Genomic DNA, 22867 nt, shown 5'->3' on the forward strand with positions numbered 1-22867 from the left:
AAATGGAAATAACTGATTTACCATCCGATAAAAAAATTGTTCTCTTTGATGGCGTTTGCAATCTTTGTGAAACGTCAGTTCAATTTATAATTCAGCATGATAAAAATGACGTATTTCGATTTGCTTCACTTCAATCGGAAATTGGTCAAAAAATAATCAAACATTTAGGATTAGAAAATCGAGGAATTGATAGCATTATTCTTTATGAACCCAATAAAGCTTATTACTACAAAGCCGAAGCTGCAAAGTTAATTTTAAAGGAACTTTCTACTTGGAAAAGTTTTCTTTATCCGTTAATTCCAACAGGAATGATTGGTAATTCTATCTACGATTATGTTGCCAAAAACAGATACAAATGGTATGGCAAAAAAGAAAGTTGTATGTTACCATCAAAAGAAGTTTTGAGTAAATTTTTATAGCATGATAAATATCAGCTAAATTTCGAGTTAAAGAAATTAGTTTTACAGCATCAAATTTATAAACTATGAAAAACTTATTTCTTCCTTTGTATTCTTGGGATAACGGCGCATTTATTATGGTTGGTGTTTTTGCCTTGGTAATTATTGGTTTGCTTGCCGCTATTTACTTTATGATGAATAGTAAAAACAAAAAAAACGACTAAGAAATCTTAGTCGTTTTTTAATATCTAAAAAAGTAAAATTATTGTTTTACGATTTTTTTGGTAGCTGTACCTTGATCAGTAGAAACTTTAAGCATGTAAACACCAGCAGATAAGTCACTAATTGAAATTTGTGCCTCTGTATTGTTTACATTTTGAGTTTTAACTGTTCTTCCGTTTAAATCAGTAATCTCAACTGTATTTACAACAGCATTCAAAGTATTTGAAATGTTGATAATATCTGTTGATGGGTTAGGATAAACTAATAATTTAGTTGCAGAAAATTCTTTAGTGCTTAAAACTTCATTAATCCCATTAAGAGTTACAGAACCAGTCCAAGTTCCTGACGATGGATTTGCAACTGAACCTGCCCAGCCATTTCCAATCCAAATAGTTAGGGTAGATGGTGATGAAAAACTTAAAGGTGTCGTCAAAGTATATGTCTCAGAACATGTTGTACCTATTACTTCACTATCTCCATCAGCTATCTGACCTCGTTCAGTTGCTCCAAAATTAGAGAATCCACCAACTTGAAGTAACAAAGTACTATTAATCGCATTGGTAGAAGTTACAATAACAGTTAAATCATTTGCAAACGTTTCATTTACTGATGCCGTCAATGCTGTGTTAAATGTGATACTTGTAAGACTTCCTGTAACATCTATAGTACCTTCAGCAACTGTAGAGAATTGAGCTCCAGTAGCTGTAAAACCTGTGGCTGGTAAATTAAGTACAACTTGTGCGTTAGTACTGAAATTTGACATCAAAGTCAAACCAAATAAAAGTAAAAGTTTTTTCATAAAATAGTTTTTTAATTGAAACACAAATATATTAAAGTAATTCAGAAATAATAATTATTTAACTTACTTTTTTAAATTTTAACTTTCTTTTTCCCATTTACCAACCACACTGGTTGCTAAAGCGTTACCTAAAACATTGGTTGCGCTTCTAAACATATCACAAAAATGATCAATTGGAAGGATTAACGCAATGCCTTCTATTGGAATATCAAACATGCCACAAGTTGCTGCTACAACAACTAAACTTGCTCTTGGAACGCCAGCAATTCCTTTACTGGTGAGCATCAAAACCAATAGCATTGTCATTTGTGTTGGTAAATCTAAATGAACGCCATAAGCTTGAGCAATAAAAATACTGGCAAAAGTCATATACATCATGCTTCCGTCTAAGTTAAACGAATATCCTAATGGTAACATGAAAGAAACTATTTTGTCTTTTACTCCAAGTCGTTCTAGTTCTTCAGTTAATTTTGGAAAAACAGCTTCACTACTGGTCGTTCCAAAGGCGATAACTAATGGACCAAAAATGCGTTTCAACAAAGTAGTCATGTGGCCTTTTAAAAACAAATAACCTACTAATAATAAGACTATCCAAAGTGATGAAATTCCGACTAAGAATGAACCAAAAAATTTAGCATACGTGATTAATAATTCTTGCAAATCTCTAATGGCAAAAACTCCTGCAATAGCTCCAAAAACTCCAAGCGGAGCAAACTTCATTACATAATTTACCATTTTTAAAATGATGTGTGATGAAACATCTAATGCTTTCACCACAGGTTTTGCATAATCGCCAATGGATGCTGCTGCTAAACCAAAAAAGATTGAAAAAATTACAATTTGAAGAATTTCGTTGGTTGCCAATGCCTCAAAAACACTTTTTGGAATAATATGTTCAACAAAATTTTGAGCCGAAAAAACTTTAGTCTTATCGGTAACTTCTGAAGCGGTTGCCACATCTACATCGGTTAGATTTAATCCAACTCCGGGTTGCAAAATATTTACCCAAAATAAGCCAATCAATAAAGACACGAATGATGCTGTAAAAAACCAACCCATTGCCTTTCCTCCTATTCGTCCAACGGATTTTATATCGCCAAGTTTTGCAATTCCTACTACTAATGTTGTAATTACTAATGGTGCAATTATCATTTGAACTAACCTGATGAAAATGGTTGCCAACATTTTTATTTTATCACTAAATTCTTTGGCAAACTCGGGTGTGTGATTATTATGAATATAAATTCCCAGGATTGCTCCAAGTAACATGGCAATTATAATTTGGATGGTTAAATTGCTGAGGAATGATTTTTTTGGTTCGTGAAGACTTTCGGTTGTGTTCATATCGATTGTTTTGTGTTAGCCCAGATTGCTTCGCCAGTTCACTTCGTTCGTGTGAAGTGTAAAGCTAAACTTGTAACGAATAGCTGGAATTGCTTCTAATAATTTGGTTTATTGGTTTTGTTTATTAAATAAAAATCTGCCAAAACAATTGCTGCCATGGCTTCAACGATTGGCACTGCTCGCGGCACAACGCATGGATCATGACGACCTTTTCCTTGTTGTTCCACAATAGTATTTTGATTGGTTAAAACTTCTTGTTTTTGAATTAAAGTAGCGACTGGCTTGAAGGCAACTCTGAAATAAATATCCATTCCGTTGGAAATTCCGCCTTGAATTCCGCCAGAAAGATTGGTTTTTGTTGTTCCGTCTTCGTTGTATAAATCGTTGTGTTCACTGCCTTTCATGCGCGCGCCACAAAATCCGCTACCGTATTCAAAACCGTGAACTGCATTGATGGACAACATGGCTTTGCCCAATTCGGCATGGAGTTTATCAAAAACTGGTTCGCCCAATCCGATGGGAACGTTTTGAATGACACAAGTTATCGTTCCGCCAACGGTATCGCCTTGTTTTTTGATTTCCTTGATATAAGCTTCCATTTTTTCTGCCGAAGCCAAATCAGGACAACGAACGGCATTGCTTTCGGTTAATGAAAAGTCTAAATCTTGATAAGGTTTATCAATGAAAATATCGCCTACCGATGAAACGAAGGCATTTATTTTAAAATCAGGGATAATTTGTTTTGCAATTGCTCCGGCAACAACACGAGAAGCGGTCTCGCGAGCCGAGCTTCTTCCGCCACCGCGATAATCGCGAATTCCATATTTTTTTTCATAGACATAATCGGCATGACTTGGGCGATAAGTATCTTTTATATGTGAATAGTCGTCTGACTTTTGATTGGTATTTGGAATGATAAAACCTATTGGTGTTCCGGTTGTTTTTCCTTCAAAAATTCCAGAAAGAAATTGCACTTCGTCTTCTTCTTTTCGTTGGGTAACTATTATGGATTGACCTGGTTTTCTACGTTGCATTTCGTGTTGAATTGCTTCAAAATTGAGTTCAATTCCTGCAGGACAACCATCAATAATTCCGCCAAGTGCTTCGCCATGCGACTCGCCAAAAGTAGTTAATCTAAAAAGTGTTCCATAGCTATTTCCAGCCATAATTATTTTGTTTTGAACAAATATAAACAATGTGAATTGTTATTGAAACTTTATTGATTTAAAACTTAATCTTAGCATAAAGTCCAATTAACATTTGCTTTGCTAATTTGTAAAACTTTAAAATAGAAACCACTTGAAAAAGAGAAAATTAGAACTGGTTGTTATTTCAGATGTGCACCTTGGCACTTATGGTTCACACGCTACAGAACTTTTTCATTATCTAAATTCTATCAAACCAAAAACATTGGTTTTAAATGGCGATATTATTGATATTTGGCAATTTCGAAAATCGTATTTCCCAAAATCACATTTGAGAGTCATCAAAAAAATTATCGATTTGGCTTCCAAAGGAACAAAAGTCTATTATGTAACCGGAAATCATGATGAGTTTTTGAGAAAATTCAGTGATACTTCTATCGGGAATTTTTCGGTGGTAGATAAACTTGTTTTGGAATTGGATTATAAAAAGGCATGGATTTTTCATGGAGATGTTTTTGATGCATCGGTTCAACATTCGAAATGGATTGCAAAATTGGGTGGCATTGGTTATGACTATTTAATATTAACTAACCGATTTGTAAATTGGTGCTTAAAAAAACTTGGAAAAGAACCGTATTCGTTTTCTAAAAAAATAAAAGCAAGTGTAAAAAAAGCGGTGAAACACATTTCCGATTTTGAAAATACGGCTACCGAACTTGCCATTGAAAAAGGATATGACTATGTTATTTGCGGACACATTCATGAACCAAAAATGATTAGAAAAGAAACTAAAAATGGTAATACTATGTATTTGAATTCAGGCGATTGGGTTGAAAACTTAACTTCATTGGAATACAATAAAAAACGTTGGAAAATGTATCGCTACGAAGATCATACCGAAAAAGAAATAGACGAAGATTTATTTGAAATGGAAGATTTTATTCAGCATCAATTAGTTGCTTCCATCATTGTAAAAAAATAAATTTAGGAATATTTTAACTACAAAAATGGACTTTGTTACGATAATTGTTTTAAATTAGCGATAACATTTAACGTTAAATTTAACTTATGAAAAAAATCGTTTTATCTGCTTTTATGCTATTAGGATTAGCATTTAGCGCACAGGCTCAAGACATTTCAAAGAATGCATTAGGATTGCGTTTAGGTGACAACGACGGATTTGGTGGTGAGATTTCATACCAAAGAGGATTAGGAGACAACAACCGTTTGGAATTAGATTTAGGTTGGAGAAACAGTAATGATGTTGATGCGTTCAAATTAGCTGGTTTATACCAATGGGTTTGGAACATTGATGGTGGTTTTAATTGGTACGCTGGTGTTGGTGGTGGACTTGGAAGCTGGAGTTATGATCATGGAGGAAATAAAGATAGCGGAAGTTTCTTTTTTGCTGCAGGTGATATAGGTATTGAATATAACTTTGACATTCCATTGCAATTATCACTTGATATCCGTCCCGAATTATATTTTAATGATGACTACAGAGATGATATTGGTCCAGATATCGCTTTAGGTATCCGTTACCGATGGTAATCAAAAAACTGCTTATAAATAAAAAGTCCCGAAATAAATTATTTCGGGACTTTTTTTATTTGATAACGATTGGTTTTTTCGAATTGATTTTCACAATACTATAAGGATAAAACACGTTTTCATTAGACAAATCGGCTTCCACATTTTTTTGCATATCTTTTATATATACTTCAATGGCATCTTCTTTTTCTAACACTTTTTGAACCGTTGCTCTATTAAAGGTTTCCTTCGTTGGTCCAGCATTTAGAATAATAAAGTTACTTTTTTGAACGTCGTCTTTTTTTACTTTCTTTTTTAGTGTTTCATCGCCCATTAACATCACAATCTCATTGGCTTCGGTCAATATTTCATAAAACTTGATGTTTGCTCCGCCATCATTATTAACAACAAGTACTTCATAAAGTGGTGCTTTTTCTACCGTTTTACTTGTGGAACAACTGTTTAAAAAAAGAGTAACGACAAAGAATAATCCAATTTTTGCTTTCATATTTTTATAATGGCTGATGAGTTTTTTCTATGGCTTCTTGGTATAATTTTTCATACAATGGTAAAATATTTTTTATGTCGAATTGTTTTGCCACATCAAGTGCATTGGCTTTAAATGTTGCCAAAGTAGTTTCATTTTCTAAAATCTTAATCGCATTTTCGGCCATTTCATCAATGTTACCTACATCGCTTAAATAACCCGAAACTCCGTCAAAATTTACTTCGGGCAAACCTCCAGAATTACTCGATATAACCGGAACACTCCAAGCCATGGCTTCAAGCGCAGCTAGTCCAAAACTTTCAGTTTCTGATGGTAATAAAAACAAATCAGAATACGATAAGATTTGATCAATTTCGTTACTATTTCCAAAGAAAATTACTTTGTCTTCAATTCCAAGTTCTGCACATAAATTTTCGGCTTTTACCTTTTCTGGTCCATCGCCAACCATCATTAATTTTGCTGGAATTTGTTGCTGAATTTTATAGAAAATCTTGATAATATCGGGAATTCGTTTTACTTTCCTAAAATTACTGATATGCGTAACAATTCGTTCTTCTTTCTTTGCCATAACTGAACGTTGACAAGAAATAGCACTTTCATTTCGATGTTTATTCAATTCAATAAAGTTAGGAATAACGTGAATTTCCTTCTTGATATTAAAAAGTTTATACGTATCATCTTTCAAGCTTTGTGATACCGAAGTCACAACATCCGATTTATTGATACTAAAACTAACCGCTGGTTTATAAAAGGGATGATTTCCAACCAAAGTGATATCAGTTCCGTGAAGTGTTGTTACCATCGGAATAATAATTCCTTCATCTTTAAGCATTTGCTTTGCCATATAACCTGCATAAGCATGTGGAATGGCGTAATGCACATGAAGTAAGTCGATTTTATACAATTTTACCATATCAACCAATTTGCTCGAAAGTGCCAATTCATAAGGTTGATAATGAAACAAAGGATATTCAGGAACGTTTACTTCGTGATAATGAACATTTGGGCTAAGCAATGCTAAACGCACAGGTTGTCTATAGGTTATGAAATGAATTTCGTGACCGCGATGAGCTAGTTCAAGACCTAACTCTGTGGCTACAACACCGCTTCCTCCAAAAGTAGGATAACATACAATGGCTATTTTCATGATGCTTTTATAATGCTACGAATTTAGGAAATTTATTGGTTTTGGTTGTGCCAAGAATTCGTTAAAAATTTTAATTTGACCAAAAATCAAACCTCAACTTTTTTCCATTTTCCTTTTTTGAAATAATAGTAAGCCAATAAAGCCAATACGGTTTCTGCCGTTGGAATAGCGATAAAAGCGCCAAGCGGTCCAAGTTCAAAGTAAAATGACAACGTTAAAGCTATTGGAATTTGCAATACCCAAAAGCAAAAAATATTGATATAGGTTGGTGTTTTGGTATCACCAGCACCATTTAGTGCTTGTATCATTACCATTCCAATACCATAAAAAATATAACCCAAACCAATTATTTGCAAGGCCTGACTTCCATAAGCTAAAATAATTGGTTCTTCTGTAAAAAATCCGATAATGGTTTTTGAAAAAAACACAAATAATAAGGTTACCAAACTCATAAAAGCAACGTTATATTTGGTTGTAAGCAATACACTTTGCTCTGCTCGTTCGGGCTGTTTTGCTCCTAAATTTTGTCCAACCAAAGTTGCTGCTGCATTACTTAAACCCCAAGCTGGAAGTATAAAGAACACCACATTTCGAATAGCTATCTGATAACCAGCACTGGCTTCGGTACTTCCAGTTTTTGAAACGATGTAAGTTAGTACAATCCAACTTCCGCTTTGAATAAAAAACTGAAACATAGCTGGTAATGAAATACCTAACAACGATTTGACGATTTCCCATTTTGGTTTGAAATAACTTTTTACGATTTTAATTGTTCTGTTTTTCCAAAACAAATGATAACATTGGTACAAAACTCCCGAACATCTTCCAATTGCTGTTGCCACTGCTGCACCAGTTAATCCGAGTGCTGGAAATGGTCCATAGCCATAAATTAATAATGGGCATAAAATAATATTCAGAATACTGGCTAACCAAAGACTTCGCATTGCCATGGCTGCATCGCCAGCACCACGAAAAACTCCATTGATAAGAAACAATAAAATAATTGCTGGACTACTGGCAAAAATAATTTGGGTAAATGATGTTCCTTGTTGTATCACTTCGGGTTGTGCGCCCATCAATCGTAAAATATCTGAAGCAAAAAAATAACCCAAAAAAGCAACAACCAACGATATCGCAAAAGAAATCCAAATGGCTTGCGCTCCTGATTCTGAAGCTGCCACAAAATTCTTTTCGCCTACACGTCTTGAAACCACTGCTGTTGCTCCAACACTAAGTCCAATTCCAAGGGTGTAAACCAATGAAATTACTGCTTCAGTTAAACCAACGGTTGCTACAGCTACATCGGCATTAGGCAAATGTCCAACAAAATAAATATCGACTACAGCAAAAACACTTTCCAAACTCAACTCTAGTATCATCGGGATTGATAGTAATACAATAGCCGATTTTACACTACCTTCAGTATAATCATGCTCGCCACCTTTTAAAGACTGTTTGAGTAACTCGAAAAATCGTTTCACAGTATATAATTTTAGAAGAAACAAATATAGTAGAATATGCTTAACCGCGACAAACGCTTTCGTCTGAAACTTTTTATTAATTTATAGGTTAACAATAAAATAAACAATTCGATTATTACAAACCATTTTGTTTTTGTACATTTAAAATCCATTAAAAAACATAATTATGAAAAGAAACGCAACAGCCGTTTGGAACGGTACAGGTAAAGAAGGCAAAGGACATTTAACTACACAAAGTACTGTTTTGAACCAAACTCAATATTCTTTTGGTTCAAGATTTGAAGACGGAATTGGTACTAATCCCGAAGAATTAATTGCTGCTGCACATGCGGGTTGTTTTTCTATGAAATTAGCTTTTAATCTACAAGCTGCAGGTTTTACGGCAGAAGAATTAAAAACCAACTGTGTTATTGTTTTGGAAGATGGAACAATTACGCAATCCAACTTACAATTAACAGCAAATGTTCCTGATATTACTGAAGAAAAATTTGCTGAATTAGTTAAAGATGCTGAACAAAACTGTCCAGTTTCTAAATTATTAAAAGCAACTGTAAGTGTTAGTTATTCTTTGAATAAATAGTTTTCAGTATTCAAGTATATTGAATAGATTTTTTGAAGAAGAAACTTGGCTAGAAGATGTTAAATGATTAAAAAGGAATTATAGAAATATTTTTTTAATTATATTTGACTTCTTTTAAAAAAATTGAACTTATGAAAATGAACTCATTATATGGCACATTGCTGTTAGCATGCTTAAGCTTGGTATCTTGTAAAAAGGAAGAAGAAGCCGTAACTACTGTTGATCCTAATAAACAAATTATCATCCCAAGAGTTGCGCCAATTCCTAGTGGAACAACTTCGGTACAGCAGCCACAGCAAGTTCAGCAACAGCAAACCATTACGCCAGAACAGTTGCAACAAATGCAGATGCAACAAATGCAACAGCAAAATGCAGCTGCAAACAATAAAGTTGTAGCGACGAAACCTGGAATGAATCCACCACACGGACAACCAGGACATCAATGTGGAATTCCGGTTGGCGCACCATTAAATTCAAAACCTAGCCAAGTTCCAGCTACACCAAAAGTAGGCTCGGCAACAACACAACAGGTTTCTATTACTCCGCCAGCAGAAAGCGGTTCCGCAACTCCTGCGATATTAAATCCTGATACTGCAGCAACAGCTACTGCTCCAGGAATGAATCCACCACACGGACAACCTGGACACGTTTGTGGAACTCCAGTTGGTTCACCATTACCGAAATAATAAAATTATAAGCATAAAAAAAGTCTCCAAATGGAGACTTTTTCATTTTGGTGATAATAACCATTGCTAGTCTAATACAAAACTAACATTTACTGTAGCATTGATTTCAATTTCGCCAATGGCTAATGTTTGTCTTGGAGCACTTTCTGCATCTGCAGCCATTGCCATCATTGCGCCTTTATACATCGGTTGAGGATAATACACTTGTGAGTTATCCGTAATCAAAAGTGCTTTGCCTACTTTTTGTCCTAAAACGGAAACATAATCTTCTGCTTTTTGTTTGGCATTCAACATGGCTTTTTTGCGCGCTTCTCTTTCGTGCTCTTCCATTTTAGAAGATTTAAACTCCACACCTTGAATTGAATTTACCCCAACATCGTTTAATCCCATCATGATTTCATCATATTTTGATAAATCTTTCAATGTAATGCTGATGTTTTGGCTCGCTTGGAAGTTGTATTTCTTCTTTTCGTAGTCGTAGTTTTTATGAAGGCTTACGTTATCGGTTTTATAATCGGTAGCCGCAATGCCACTTTTCTTTAAAAACTTAATTACTTTATCTACAGTTTCGTCGTTGAGAGTTTTTACTTCTTTAGAGTCTTTACCGGTATTCAAAACCCCAACCGAAATAATGGCTCTGTCTGGAACAACTTTAATTTTTCCTTCTCCCGTTACCGAAATTTGAGGAACTTGAGGTTTATGCTCTTGCGCTTGTGTCATAGTCGAAAATACTACTGCTAAAATTAATACTATCTTTTTCATGATATGTTATTTATTGGTTTGTAAAGAATATTTCAAAAGTTGTGCCAATTATAGTTTTCCTGCTTTTGCCATTACAAACAAAATGACAATAGGAATGGCTAATAGAATAACCATCAACAAATTATCTTGCAGCAACGAAGGCATTTTTAACAAAGTAATAACATATCCACCAATAGCACCACCAAAATGAGCCGTATGTCCAATGTTATCGGTTCTGGATTTCATTCCGTAAATGGAATATAGAAGATATAGAATTCCAAAAATATAAGCTGGCATTGGAATAATCCCAAATATACCAATAGTCATATCAGGATACATCAAAATAGCGGAATATAAAACTCCTGTTACAGCTCCAGAAGCACCAACCGCTCGATAGCTATATTCATTTCCATGAAAAACCATAGTCAACAAACTTCCAAATACTAAACTTCCGAGGTAGATAAGTATAAATGAAAAACTACCTAATGTTTGAATTACAATTGGCGCAAAGAAATAAAGCGTAATCATGTTAAACGCCAAGTGAGGTATATCAGCATGGAGAAAACCTGAAGTTAACATTCTGAATTGTTCGCCAGCACGAATGCTACCTACATGAAATTGGTATTTCCTGAAGAACATTTCATCATTAAAACCTTTGAAACTAACCACTGCATTAACAATGATTATAAAAAGCATTATAGTATTTTCCATAAATTATTTGAACCAAGATTTAACCATTTCTTTTTCGGGTAAGGCATCGTTTTTATGATGGAAATTATTGGTTTTTGCATCATAATTATACTCCGAAGCCCATTCTTTATGATTTTCTGCTAAAGCAATAATGTTATTGCAAACGTATTCAATCTCTTCATTAGTAGTCGTTGGATGAATGGACATTCTAATCCATCCTGGTTTTTTTATTAAATCGCCCGAAGTAATTTGACACACTAAATCATGAGATGTTTCTTGGTCAACATGCAAAAGAAAATGCCCATAGGTTCCAGCACAACTGCATCCGCCACGAGTTTGAATTCCAAAACGGTCGTTCAACATCTTTACTCCAAGATTATAATGCAAATCATCAATGTAAAAAGAGATTACTCCTAACCTATCTTTATGTTGATTGGCTAAAATCTTGATATTCGGAATATTTTCCAATCTAGAGAAAACATAGTCAACGATTTCGTGTTCGCGATTTTGAATATTTTCCACGCCCATTTCTTCTTTCAACTGAATAGCCAAAGCGGTTTTAATCACTTGAAGAAAACCTGGCGTTCCACCATCTTCTCTGTCTTCGATATTATCAATATATTTGTGTTCGCCCCAAGGATTTGTCCAACTTACTGTTCCGCCGCCAGGACAATCGGGAACATTATTTTTGTATAAATTTTTATTAAAAAGTAAAACACCAGTTGTTCCTGGTCCGCCAAGAAATTTGTGTGGCGAAAAGAAAATAGCGTCCAAATATCGTTCATCATCAGGATGCATATCAATAGCAACATAAGGTCCAGAACAAGCAAAGTCCACAAAACAAACACCGTTGTTCTCGTGCATTATTTTTGCCACTTCGTGATAAGGTGTTTGAATTCCAGTTACATTGGAACACGAAGTGATGGAAGCAATTTTAAAACTTCTGTCTTTATATTTTTCTAACGTAGTTTTGAATTTCTCCAAACAAAATAATCCTTCTTCATCACATGGAATTACTTCTACATCGGCAATTGTTTCTAGCCAAGACGTTTGATTAGAATGATGTTCCATGTGAGAAATTAGAACAATCGGTTTTAATTCTTTAGGTATCTTAGTAAACTCTTTTAGATTTTCGGTAACACGTAAACCAAGAATACGTTGTAGTTTATTAACAACTCCTGTCATTCCGGTACCGTCGGTAATTAAAACATCATCATCGTTGGCATTTACATGTCGCTTGATAATTTTTCTCGCTTCATGATACGCCATCGTCATTGCAGTTCCAGAAATAGTAGTTTCCGTATGAGTGTTGGCAACAAATGGTCCAAAAACGTTCATCATTTTTTCCTCAATTGGACGGTATAATCTTCCGCTAGCTGTCCAATCGGTGTAGATTATCTTTTGGTTTCCAAAAGGTGATTGAAATTCTTGATTAATTCCGATGATATTTTTTCTGAATTGCTCAAAATAAAGTTCTAGTGTTGTTTTGTTTGCAGTAGCTAACATAGTAAAAAAATATAGTGCTCAAAGATACATTTTTTTGAATTAAATCGTTTTCGTAATTGGATATTAAACTTTCAAAGTAAACAAGTCATTAGTATAACATTTGAATTTCTTTGATGTTAAAAAAAGTAACCGAATCGTCTTCGAGCATTACTTGTAACTTTCCATCATGAGTAACGCCTTGAATAATTCCCATAAAACGGTTGTTGTGAACATCTTCAAATGCTAGAGGTTTATCTTTCTTGAAAAGTTTTTCGTGGTATTTATCCCAAAAAACTTGCATTAATTCATCCAACTGCTGATATTTTTCCTGAATTTTTTTGGTAATTTCTTCTGCTGTTTCAAAAATATCGTAGTCTTTATTAGTCAAACTTTTTAATGAAGTGGCTTTGGGCAAATGTTCAAAATTAGTTTGGTTTAGATTTAACCCAATTCCAACAACCGAATCGAAGCTTTCGCCGCTTTTTAAAACATTTTCAATCAATATGCCACCAACTTTCTTAGAATCTGCCATAATGTCGTTTGGCCATTTGATGGAAACCTTTTGAATTTCATGCCTTTCTAAAACTTCTAAAACCGCTAACGCTACGACAATATTCCAATCGAATAGCTTTTCATTAGCAATCATTACGTTTTTTACCAAAACACTAAAAGTCAAGTTTTTACCAACTTCACTAACCCATTTAGAACCCATTTGTCCGCGACCTTTTGTTTGCTCATTAGCAACAACAATAGTAAAATTATCTAGCTTTTTTTCTCTTGATAATTGCTTCAAATAGTCGTTTGTAGAATCTATGGCACTGAGTTTGATTATTTGCAAGGTAATTAAGGTATAAATTAGTATAATTTTAGTATTTGGTTAGGCAAAAATAAGTACAAAATATAATACCTTTGCAAATCATAGAAATTTTATACATGGCGAAGAAAGAAGCTCAAACCGATGTTTTACTTGCAAACATCATCAAAGGAATAGAAGAAGTTAAAGGAAACGATATTGATATCTTAGACTTAAGAGAAATAGATACAGCAGTTTGTGATTATTTTATCATCTGCAACGGAAATTCAAATACACAGGTTAACGCCATAGTTAACTCCATCCAAAAATTAGTTTCAAAAGAATTAAAAGATAAACCTTGGCATGTTGAAGGAACTGATAATGGCGAATGGGTTTTAATGGATTATGTGAACATAGTGGTTCATGTTTTTCAAAAACAAATTCGTGAGTTTTACAACATCGAAGGACTTTGGGGTGATGCCAAAATAACATCCGTTCAAACCAATTATTAAAAAAACGAAAGCAAAAAAATGGCTAGCGAAAAGAAACCAAGTAATTTCAAAATAGGTCCAATGTGGATTTATGGAATTTTAATCCTGATTTTTATACTGCTGAATGTTTTTGGCGGTTCAAGTTTTCAAGAAGTAGGCAAATTAACCACTTCTAAATTCAACGAATACCTAGAGAAAGGTCAAGTTGAAAAAGTTATTATTTTCAATAAAACAGAAGCCGAAGTTTATCTTACTCCTGCTGCTTTAAAAGATAAAGCACACAAAAATATTTCAAAAGATATTTTAAACCGAGAAAATAAAGGTCCGCATTATAGTTTTGACATTGGTGATACTCAAAACTTTGAAAAAAGATTAGAAGAAGCCAAAAAAGAGAAAAAACTGGTTGATTATAACTTTAGTCAACGAAGCAACTGGGAAGAAATTTTCTTCAGTTTATTACCTATCATCATCATCGTTGGTCTATGGATATTCATCATGAGAAGAATGTCTGGTGGCGGAGCTGGCGGTGGCGGAGGTCAAATTTTTAACATTGGAAAATCGAAAGCAAAACTTTTTGACGAAAAAACAGATGTTAAAATCACATTTAAAGATGTTGCTGGTTTAGAAGGTGCAAAAGAAGAAGTACAAGAAATTGTAGAATTTCTGAAAAATCCAGAAAAATACACCACTCTTGGAGGAAAAATTCCAAAAGGCGCACTTCTTGTTGGTCCGCCAGGAACAGGAAAAACATTGTTAGCAAAAGCGGTTGCTGGCGAAGCAAAAGTTCCTTTTTTCTCATTATCAGGTTCTGATTTTGTGGAAATGTTCGTTGGTGTTGGAGCTTCACGTGTTCGTGATTTATTCAAACAAGCCAAAGACAAATCACCAGCAATTATTTTTATTGACGAAATTGACGCTGTTGGTCGTGCCAGAGGAAAAAACAACTTTTCAGGTTCCAATGACGAACGTGAAAATACCTTAAACCAATTACTAACCGAAATGGATGGTTTTGGAACAAATACTCACGTAATCGTATTAGCAGCAACCAATAGAGCCGATGTTTTAGACAAAGCTTTAATGCGTGCTGGACGTTTTGACCGTCAAATTTATGTGGATTTACCAGACATTAGAGAGCGAAAAGAAATATTTGAAGTTCATTTAAAACCGTTGAAAAAAGTAGATGGTTTAGACATTGACTTTTTAGCAAAACAAACTCCAGGTTTTTCTGGTGCTGATATTGCTAACGTTTGTAACGAAGCAGCATTAATTGCGGCAAGAAATAACAAAACCGCAGTTGATAAACAAGATTTCTTAGACGCTGTTGACAGAATTGTTGGTGGTTTAGAAAAGAAAAACAAAATCGTTACACCAGCCGAAAAACGTGCTATTGCTGTTCACGAAGCTGGACACGCAACGGTAAGTTGGATGCTTGAACACGCTGCACCGTTAGTAAAAGTTACCATCGTTCCAAGAGGTCAAAGTCTTGGTGCTGCATGGTATTTACCAGAAGAACGATTAATTGTTCGACCTGAGCAAATGAAAGACGAAATGTGTGCCACAATGGGCGGAAGAGCTGCTGAGAAAGTAGTTTTTGACAAAATTTCAACGGGTGCTTTGAGCGATTTAGAGAAAGTAACTAAACAAGCTCGCGCTATGGTTACAATATATGGTTTGAATGAAAAACTTGGAAATATCACTTATTATGATTCATCTGGGCAAAGTGAGTACAATTTTTCAAAACCATATTCCGAAGAAACGGCTCAAGTAATCGATAAAGAAATTAATGGTTTAATTGAAAACGAATATCAACGAGCCATTAAAATCCTAGAAGAAAACAAAGACAAATTAATACAACTTGCTGATATTCTGATAGAAAAAGAAGTTATTTTTAAAGATGATTTAGAAACCATTTTTGGAAAAAGACCTTTTGAAAATGACGAAGAAGAAATTGTTTCAGAACAGTAAATAAAAAATTTAACATTTTATTAAAATCTTAATTCAAAAAATGCTTTTGAATTAAGATTTTTTTATCTTTGATGAATTCCTAAGAATAGCCTAGAATACAAAAAACACCAATGAGTTTATTTAGAAAAATATTTGGCAACAGTAATGATAACTCTGATGAAGAGAGCAAAAGTGAGTTTAACAACGCTCCATCAAGTTTTTCATTACTTCCTGTGGATGAAAAATTCACTTATACTTTTAAGAAAAATGGCGGTAAATTTATTTATTGCGAAAATCTAAATGAAGTTAAAGAACAATTTCTAAACATTCTTGAAGAAAACGATTGGTTTGAATGTGAAGCTTTATGTTTTGAGAGTAAATTATTTTCAATGCTTGACGAAAATAAACTTTCATATACCAACCCAACTGAACCAAGATTTTTATTTGCTAGTTGTGAAAACCTAATTGCTGATGAAGGTTCAGTACTTTTTTCTTCCAATCAAATTAAGCAACACAAACCAAATGATTTGCCAAATAACATCATTATTCTAGCAACTACAAGTCAAATTCTTGAAAGTAAAAGCGATGGTCTTCGCGTTATCAAGAAAAAATATGACAAAGAATACCCAACAAATATTACCACAATAAAATATTTCGAAAAAGCAAAAGAAGAGGATTTTCTTCAATATGGAAGCAGTCCAAAAAATTTATACTTATTGCTTTTAGAAGATTTGTAAAATGAATTCTACTCTCACAAGAGCTATTTCGGGAGCAGTATATATTGTACTGTTGATATCGGCAACGTTTTATTCTTCGAATAGTTTTTTACTGTTTTTTGGTATCCTATTACTTATTGCTGTTTCGGAATTTTGCAAATTAGTAAACCTAAAAAATATAGTTCCAATGCTTATTGCTGTTGGACTTTTTATTCTTTGCAATTTATCATACACAATAAAAACCAATGATATTCTAATTCTTTTAGCCACATTATTGGTTAGTATTAAAGCTCTCTTTTTCCTTTTTGACAAAAAAAACAAACCTGTAGATTCATTATCAAAATATGCATATCTGATAGGTTACATCATTTTGCCATTTGTTCTTATTACCAAAATTCCGTTTGTAGAAAATAGTTATAACCCAAATATCATTTTGAGTATTTTCATTCTAATTTGGGTAAATGACACTTTTGCTTTTTTGGTTGGAAAAACTTTTGGAAAACACAAACTTTTTGAAAAAGTTTCACCCAAAAAAACCATCGAAGGATTTGTTGGCGGATTTATTTTTTCTATCGTTGCCGGAATTATTTTGGCTCAGTTTTTAATGCTACAATCCTACATTCATTGGATTTTTATTGCTGTTTTGGCTTCTGTTTTTGGAACATTAGGCGATTTAGTAGAATCTAAATTCAAGCGAATTGCCAATGTAAAAGACAGCGGAACTATAATGCCTGGTCATGGCGGTGTACTAGATAGACTAGATAGTATTATATTTGTAGCACCAATAGTATTTTTGTTTTACCAAATTATTTATTATGTTTCATAAAGAAGGTTATAAAATCATTTTCATTTCATTAGTTAGTTTCGTTGCCGCTATTATTTTAATTGACGAATTTACAGCATCAATTCCTTGGTTACGAATGACATTAATGCTTGTTGTTCTTTTCTTTTTTGTAATGATTTTACAATTTTTTAGAAACCCAAAAAGAACTGTTGCTCTAAACGAAAGCCACATTATTGCTCCAGTTGACGGAAAAGTAGTTGTAATTGAAGAAGTTTTTGAAGCAGAATATTTTAAAGACAAACGTCTTCAGGTGTCTATTTTTATGTCGCCAATCAATGTGCATGTAACTCGTTATGCAATGAGTGGAAAAATTAATTTTAGTAAATACCATCCAGGAAAATACTTGGTAGCTTGGCATCCAAAAGCAAGTACAGAAAACGAGAGAACAACTGTTGTGATTGAAAATAATACTTTCGGCGAAATTCTTTACCGTCAAATTGCTGGTGCTTTGGCTAAACGAATTGTAAACTATGCCCAAGAAGGAATGCAAGTTATTCAAGGTGAAGATGCTGGATTTATAAAATTTGGTTCTAGAGTAGATTTATATTTACCGCTTGGTACCAAAGTAAATGTAAAACTGAACGAAAAAGCGGTTGGTGGAAAAACCATCATTGCAATAAAAGAGTAAAGAATAATTTAAACTTAATTCCATGAAAAAAATAGGGATTTTATTATTTTCAATTTTAATGTTATCTTGTAGTTCAGACGATAATTCTGGTGATTCAAATCTAAATGGTTTTACCTATAATGGAACATTTTACGAAGTAAAAACAGTTTTTATTAATGATGAAAATACCGCTGATAATAATCCTAGTGATATTAGTTTTAATTTAGTTAACAAAACGATTTCAGAAATAAGCAGCGAAAATGATTTGAGTAACATTTCTTCATTATATTTTGATTTTAATGATGTTAATGTTGAAGAGACAACTTATACTAATATTTTAGATTATAATGCAAAAATTAACTCAAATAGAACTAGTGGAAATATTGTTGGTGGAACTGAAATTTTATCAGATAATAATACAGATTTACAAGCAACTAACATAAACATTACCATTAATAGTATAACTTCAACTACTGTAAACTTCAGCTTTTCATTTACAAAAGCTAACGGTCAAATTATTTCTGGACAATTTAACGGCAACTATTTAACACCATAAAAATGAAAAAGATTTATCTCCTAGTCACATTTTTATTTATTTCATATTCAGTATCATCACAAAATAACATAACTTATGGAGTAAAAGCTGGAGTAAATTTAACTGGATTTCACACAGATGGTGGAACAAATTCCGATTTAGTTGGATTCAATCTTGGTGGTGTTGCTAAAATGGATTTGAATAAAACATTTGGCATACAAGGTGAATTAAACTTAAACTCAAAAGGCGGAATTTATCGTTTACCATTAACTTCAAATAATCCTGAAATAAGACTTACTTATATTAATGTACCAGTTTTACTAAAAACTCATATAACACAAAAATTTAACTTTGAAATCGGACCAGAATTTGGTTTTTTGATAAGCAAAAAAGCAAAACTAAATGGTGAAACTTTTGATATTGATGATGTATCTTCATTTGATATGAATTTAAACGCTGGTTTATCATATGAATTTGAAAAGGGAATTTTTATTCAAGGAAGATATGGTTACGGTTTCACTAAACTATTTGAAAATAGAGATTATAAAAATTCTTGTATAAGTATATCTCTAGGATATTTCTTTAACTAAAAAATGTTTGAAAAGCAGAACCTAAAAACTTATGTCTGAAAAAGATTTAGATACTCGATTTCAGGAAGCTGTAGAAGTAGCTTCAAAAATGACACAAGCGTCTTTGCCACAAGATGTGCAATTGCGTTTGTATGCTTATTATAAACAAGCAACAATTGGAACTATAGAACGTCCAAACTCATCAAATTTCGATTTAAGAAATGCTTTTAAAACTAATGCTTGGATGCAAATTAGTCATCTTAGTATTGATGAAGCTAAGGAATTATACATCGAATCGATACTAGCTTTGGCAAACAAAAAATCATAAATAAAATTCCTTTACCATGAAAAAGTTTTTAGTAATTGTAATGACAATTTCGCTTTGTTGCACACTTCCATCATGTAAAAGAAAAAAACTAACCGAAGTTGTTGAAGTTCCGCTTCCATCTGCCGAAGAAAAAATTACGATTGGTCATCCAGATGATGTAACTGCTGATAATGGTCAGTTTAGTTTATTGAAATTACCATATGAGTACAATGAATTATCGCCTGATATTTCTACGTTAACAATGGAAATGCATTATTCAAAACATTATTTGACTTATACCAATAACCTAAATCGATTGGTTGCTGCCGATGCTACTTTGACTGATTTAGCTATCGAAGACATTTTGAAAAAACTAGATCTAAACAATGCTGATTTACGCAATAATGCTGGTGGTTTTTATAATCATGGATTGTTTTTTGAAAGTCTAGCGCCAAAAGCTGGTGGTCAACCCAAAGACACTTTGGCAGCAGCTATTACAAAAGATTTTGGAGGATTTGACTTGTTTAAAACTCAATTTACAGAAGCTGCTGAAAAACAATTTGGCTCAGGTTGGGCTTGGTTAATCGTTGATAAATCAGGAAAATTACAAGTAACAAGTACTCCAAATCAAGACAATCCTTTAATGCCAAAACAAACGATTGCTGGAACGCCAATTTTATGTTTAGACGTTTGGGAACATGCTTATTATCTCGATTATCAATACAAGCGTAAAAAATACATTCAAAACTTTTTTAATATCATCAACTGGAAAAAAGTTGGTGAACGCTATGAAGAAGCCATAAAACAAAAGAAATAGTTTTTTCAAATTCCAAAATTAAAATCCCAAATTCCAATTAGATTAAAACTGAATTGAAATTTGGGATTTTATTATTTGAATTTTTTGGAGTTTTGTTTCTACCAAATAGAAACCAATTCCTTATCAGTTCTTCTCATTTTGCTTCCCGGTTTTATATTGAAAGCTTTATGAAATTCGGGCATGTTTTCCACTACTCCGTTTATTCTATATTTTGCTGGCGCATGAACATCGGTTAATAATTGATTTGCCAATGATTCTGGTTTTATATTCACCATCCAAGCATAAGCATAACCTAAGAAGAAACGTTGCTCTGGAGTTAATCCGCTGATTTTTTCTTTGTTTTTATACTGAGCTGTCTTTTTGAAAGCTTCAAATCCCATAACAACACCGCCTAAATCGGCAATATTTTCTCCTTGAGTAGCATCGCCATTAACAAACTTACCCGGTAACGCTTCGTATTTACTATATTGTTCAACAATAAGCTTCGTTTTTGCCTGAAACTTTTTCAAATCTTCCGCAGTCCACCAATTGTTCAAATTTCCTTTTTCGTCATATTGACTTCCTTGATCGTCAAATCCGTGAGTGATTTCGTGACCAAAAGTTGAACCTCCAATAATTCCATACAAAACAGCATCATCTGGCATTCTTCCTTCAAATCCTGGAACCAAAATATTACATGCCGGAACACAAATTTCGTTATTACTCGGATTATAATAAGCGTTATACGTTTGAGGATACATTCCCCATTCGGTTCTATCAACCGGTTTTCCGTATTTTGAAATCATATCGTTTATTGCCCATTTGTTAGTCGCCATAACATTTGCCAAATAAGTATCTCGATTAATTTCCACACTACTCATATCTTTCCATTTATCAGGATAACCTACTTTCATGACGATTTTGCTCAACTTATTAAGCGCTTTTTTCTTGGTGGCTTCGCTCATCCAATCCAAATTTTTAATTCTTTCGGCATAAACTGTGCTAATGTTGTTTCCAATTTCAAGTAATTTTTCTTTGGAACCTTTTGGCAAATATTCTTTTACATAAATCTGACCGATTAATTCGCCCAAAGCACCATCGGTTTGTTCTACAATTCTTTTCCAGCGTGGTTTTTGCTCTTTTACACCACTCATTACCGTTGAGAAAAAATAAAAATTTTGTTTTTCGATAGACTTATTCAAATAAGAAGCATACGAATCTACTAAATCCCATTCCAAATAAGCTTTCCAATCCTCAATCGAATAACTTTTTATCATTTTGTTTAATGCCACATAAAACTCTGGTTGACCAACAATAAGCGTATCAACATTTTTTAATCCAATAGCCGAAGTTACCGCTTTCCAATCCATATTTGGCGTTGTTTTATTCAACTCCGAAATACTCATTTTATTGTAATTTTTGATTGGATCACGAAGTGCTTCTAATTTTCTGGAATTTTGCGCCAATTCGGTTTCCATTTTCATGATGGTTTGTGCATTTTTCTTTGCAACTTCTTTAGAATATCCAATCAATTCAGCAATAGCTTCCAAGTGTTTTACATATTCATTTCGGATGTGAACCGTTTCTTTATCGGTATTGAAATAATAATCACGATTTCCCATTCCAAGTCCGCCTTGACCAAGGAAAACAGCATATTTTGAACTGTTTTTATCGTCTTGACCTACATAAGCAGAAAAAGCAGGATTTCCGCCAATGGTATGCAAATAAGCAATTGTGTTCAATAAAGATGGAACATCTGAAATGTTTTTAATTTTTTGAATATCCGATTTCAGTGGCGACAAACCTAATTTTTCGATGGATAAAGTATCCATTCCTGAAGCATAGAAATCGCCGATTTTTTGTTCGTTACTTCCTTTTTTGGCATTGGTCATCGCTGCCGATTTTTCGCAAATTTGTTTAATTTGAGAATTGATTGTATCACCTATAGTTCTGAAAATTCCATTGCTTCTTTCGCTCGCCGGAATTGGATTTCGTTTGAACCATCCGCCATTGGCATACATAAAAAAGTCGTCTGAAGGATTAACTGTAGTATCACGATTGGTGATTAACGGATCGACAAAATCCGTTTCTTTTTGATTGCAACTTAAAATGGTTAACGCAGAAACAAGCCCGAAAACCAGCATTTTAGTCTTTTTCATTTTGATTGATGATTGGGTTAAGTAATTTATTTTGAAAATTAGTAGTAAAAGTAATGATAATGTTACTGTTGGAACAAAATTTGTTAACAAAATGATAACTATTTAATGAAACAAAAAATCCACTTTTCAGTGGATTTTTATTTAGTCTTTTACTTTAAAAACTTTACGTAAAATATCTTCCATCAAACACCACTTGGTTATGGATGATTGAAGTAAATTGACACCAACAAAAAGAGTAAACCACAACCAATTTTGATTTACATACATTGCTAGTAAAACGCTTATGATTATAAACGTTCCGGCTATTGCTCTAATTAATCTGTTTATCATATTATTCCTATTTTTAAATC

27 protein-coding genes are annotated in these 22867 nt (G+C 33.3%); 15 read left to right on the forward strand and 12 right to left on the reverse strand.

The genetic code is table 11. The features are described from left to right. The first annotated feature begins 2 nt into the window (after window positions 1–2). Both G6042_RS07775 and G6042_RS07780 read left to right on the forward strand, forming a co-directional pair. Complete coding sequence (locus G6042_RS07775; protein WP_211161659.1) at window positions 3–419, forward strand: thiol-disulfide oxidoreductase DCC family protein; 417 nt, start codon at window positions 3–5, stop codon at window positions 417–419. Between the two features lie 65 nt (window positions 420–484). Further along, complete coding sequence (locus tag G6042_RS07780) at window positions 485–622, forward strand: hypothetical protein (protein WP_169523743.1); 138 nt, start codon at window positions 485–487, stop codon at window positions 620–622. A 38-nt stretch (window positions 623–660) separates the two neighbouring features. On the opposite strand, the gene G6042_RS07785 is transcribed toward G6042_RS07780, so the two are convergent. The 3 genes from G6042_RS07785 to aroC all read right to left on the reverse strand — a co-directional run bounded on the left by G6042_RS07785 (window position 661) and on the right by aroC (window position 3929). After that, window positions 661–1419: a T9SS type A sorting domain-containing protein gene (locus G6042_RS07785; RefSeq protein WP_169523744.1), complete on the reverse strand. Its 759-nt coding sequence runs from the start codon at window positions 1417–1419 to the stop codon at window positions 661–663. Between the two features lie 78 nt (window positions 1420–1497). Then, complete coding sequence (locus G6042_RS07790; RefSeq protein WP_169523745.1) at window positions 1498–2763, reverse strand: dicarboxylate/amino acid:cation symporter; 1266 nt, start codon at window positions 2761–2763, stop codon at window positions 1498–1500. A 95-nt stretch (window positions 2764–2858) separates the two neighbouring features. Further along, window positions 2859–3929, reverse strand: a complete 1071-nt coding sequence (gene aroC, locus G6042_RS07795) for a chorismate synthase (protein WP_169523746.1) — start codon at window positions 3927–3929, stop codon at window positions 2859–2861. A gap of 133 nt (window positions 3930–4062) precedes the next feature. On the opposite strand from aroC, the gene G6042_RS07800 reads away from it, so the two are divergent. Both G6042_RS07800 and G6042_RS07805 read left to right on the forward strand, forming a co-directional pair. Continuing rightward, complete coding sequence (locus G6042_RS07800) at window positions 4063–4890, forward strand: UDP-2,3-diacylglucosamine diphosphatase (RefSeq protein WP_169523747.1); 828 nt, start codon at window positions 4063–4065, stop codon at window positions 4888–4890. Window positions 4891–4976: 86 nt separating this feature from the next. Continuing rightward, the gene (locus tag G6042_RS07805) at window positions 4977–5459 is read left to right on the forward strand and encodes a hypothetical protein (RefSeq protein WP_169523748.1); all 483 of its coding nucleotides are present in this window, start codon (window positions 4977–4979) and stop codon (window positions 5457–5459) included. A 55-nt stretch (window positions 5460–5514) separates the two neighbouring features. Here G6042_RS07805 and G6042_RS07810 read toward each other — a convergent pair whose 3' ends face one another. The 3 genes from G6042_RS07810 to G6042_RS07820 form a co-directional block, all read right to left on the reverse strand. Continuing rightward, window positions 5515–5946, reverse strand: coding sequence for a hypothetical protein (locus tag G6042_RS07810; protein WP_169523749.1), 432 nt, complete (start codon window positions 5944–5946; stop codon window positions 5515–5517). Window positions 5947–5950: 4 nt separating this feature from the next. Then, window positions 5951–7093, reverse strand: coding sequence for an N-acetyl-alpha-D-glucosaminyl L-malate synthase BshA (bshA, locus tag G6042_RS07815; protein WP_169523750.1), 1143 nt, complete (start codon window positions 7091–7093; stop codon window positions 5951–5953). An 86-nt stretch (window positions 7094–7179) separates the two neighbouring features. Beyond that, window positions 7180–8574, reverse strand: coding sequence for an MATE family efflux transporter (locus G6042_RS07820; RefSeq protein ID WP_169523751.1), 1395 nt, complete (start codon window positions 8572–8574; stop codon window positions 7180–7182). Between the two features lie 166 nt (window positions 8575–8740). Here G6042_RS07820 and G6042_RS07825 point away from each other — a divergent pair, with 166 nt between their 5' ends. Then, window positions 8741–9154 carry an OsmC family protein gene (locus G6042_RS07825; RefSeq protein ID WP_169523752.1) on the forward strand — a complete coding sequence of 138 codons (414 nt, stop codon included), beginning with the start codon at window positions 8741–8743 and terminating at the stop codon, window positions 9152–9154. Window positions 9155–9285: 131 nt separating this feature from the next. Further along, a complete protein-coding gene (locus tag G6042_RS07830; protein ID WP_169523753.1) occupies window positions 9286–9840 on the forward strand; it encodes a hypothetical protein in 555 nt (184 codons plus the stop codon). A gap of 66 nt (window positions 9841–9906) precedes the next feature. Here G6042_RS07830 and G6042_RS07835 read toward each other — a convergent pair whose 3' ends face one another. The 4 genes from G6042_RS07835 to G6042_RS07850 form a co-directional block, all read right to left on the reverse strand. Continuing rightward, window positions 9907–10602 carry an SIMPL domain-containing protein gene (locus tag G6042_RS07835; protein WP_169523754.1) on the reverse strand — a complete coding sequence of 232 codons (696 nt, stop codon included), beginning with the start codon at window positions 10600–10602 and terminating at the stop codon, window positions 9907–9909. A gap of 48 nt (window positions 10603–10650) precedes the next feature. After that, a complete protein-coding gene (locus tag G6042_RS07840; protein ID WP_169523755.1) occupies window positions 10651–11292 on the reverse strand; it encodes a rhomboid family intramembrane serine protease in 642 nt (213 codons plus the stop codon). Window positions 11293–11295: 3 nt separating this feature from the next. Further along, window positions 11296–12777: an aminotransferase class V-fold PLP-dependent enzyme gene (locus G6042_RS07845; RefSeq protein WP_169523756.1), complete on the reverse strand. Its 1482-nt coding sequence runs from the start codon at window positions 12775–12777 to the stop codon at window positions 11296–11298. Window positions 12778–12865: 88 nt separating this feature from the next. Next, on the reverse strand, window positions 12866–13594 hold the full coding sequence (locus tag G6042_RS07850; RefSeq protein ID WP_169523757.1) for a biotin--[acetyl-CoA-carboxylase] ligase: 729 nt from the start codon (window positions 13592–13594) through the stop codon (window positions 12866–12868). Between the two features lie 95 nt (window positions 13595–13689). On the opposite strand from G6042_RS07850, the gene rsfS reads away from it, so the two are divergent. From rsfS to G6042_RS07895, 9 genes are all read left to right on the forward strand, one after another. Further along, entirely contained in the window at window positions 13690–14061 is a 372-nt protein-coding gene (gene rsfS, locus G6042_RS07855) for a ribosome silencing factor (RefSeq protein WP_169523960.1), read from the forward strand. Between the two features lie 18 nt (window positions 14062–14079). After that, window positions 14080–16005, forward strand: coding sequence for an ATP-dependent zinc metalloprotease FtsH (ftsH, locus tag G6042_RS07860; RefSeq protein WP_169523758.1), 1926 nt, complete (start codon window positions 14080–14082; stop codon window positions 16003–16005). Window positions 16006–16115: 110 nt separating this feature from the next. After that, window positions 16116–16721 (forward strand): lactate utilization protein B/C, encoded by a 606-nt coding sequence (locus tag G6042_RS07865; RefSeq protein ID WP_169523759.1) that lies wholly within the window; start codon window positions 16116–16118, stop codon window positions 16719–16721. 1 nt (window position 16722) lies between these two features. Next, on the forward strand, window positions 16723–17526 hold the full coding sequence (locus tag G6042_RS07870; protein ID WP_169523760.1) for a phosphatidate cytidylyltransferase: 804 nt from the start codon (window positions 16723–16725) through the stop codon (window positions 17524–17526). After that, complete coding sequence (locus tag G6042_RS07875; protein ID WP_169523761.1) at window positions 17516–18172, forward strand: phosphatidylserine decarboxylase family protein; 657 nt, start codon at window positions 17516–17518, stop codon at window positions 18170–18172. Before G6042_RS07870 ends, G6042_RS07875 begins: the two co-directional genes overlap by 11 nt. A 22-nt stretch (window positions 18173–18194) precedes the next feature. Then, window positions 18195–18707, forward strand: coding sequence for a hypothetical protein (locus G6042_RS07880; protein ID WP_169523762.1), 513 nt, complete (start codon window positions 18195–18197; stop codon window positions 18705–18707). Window positions 18708–18709: 2 nt separating this feature from the next. Continuing rightward, window positions 18710–19276, forward strand: a complete 567-nt coding sequence (locus G6042_RS07885; RefSeq protein WP_169523763.1) for a porin family protein — start codon at window positions 18710–18712, stop codon at window positions 19274–19276. 31 nt (window positions 19277–19307) lie between these two features. Beyond that, a complete protein-coding gene (locus G6042_RS07890) occupies window positions 19308–19583 on the forward strand; it encodes an acyl-CoA-binding protein (protein WP_169523764.1) in 276 nt (91 codons plus the stop codon). A 16-nt stretch (window positions 19584–19599) separates the two neighbouring features. After that, a complete protein-coding gene (locus G6042_RS07895) occupies window positions 19600–20379 on the forward strand; it encodes a superoxide dismutase (protein ID WP_169523765.1) in 780 nt (259 codons plus the stop codon). 98 nt (window positions 20380–20477) lie between these two features. Here G6042_RS07895 and G6042_RS07900 read toward each other — a convergent pair whose 3' ends face one another. Together G6042_RS07900 and G6042_RS07905 are read right to left on the reverse strand one after the other, a co-directional pair. After that, window positions 20478–22517 (reverse strand): M13 family metallopeptidase, encoded by a 2040-nt coding sequence (locus G6042_RS07900; protein ID WP_169523766.1) that lies wholly within the window; start codon window positions 22515–22517, stop codon window positions 20478–20480. A gap of 141 nt (window positions 22518–22658) precedes the next feature. Next, on the reverse strand, window positions 22659–22847 hold the full coding sequence (locus G6042_RS07905) for a YgaP family membrane protein (RefSeq protein WP_169523767.1): 189 nt from the start codon (window positions 22845–22847) through the stop codon (window positions 22659–22661). Window positions 22848–22867 lie beyond the last annotated feature (20 nt).

Source organism: Flavobacterium solisilvae, from assembly GCF_012911605.1.
Classification (GTDB): Bacteria; Bacteroidota; Bacteroidia; order Flavobacteriales; family Flavobacteriaceae; genus Flavobacterium; species Flavobacterium solisilvae.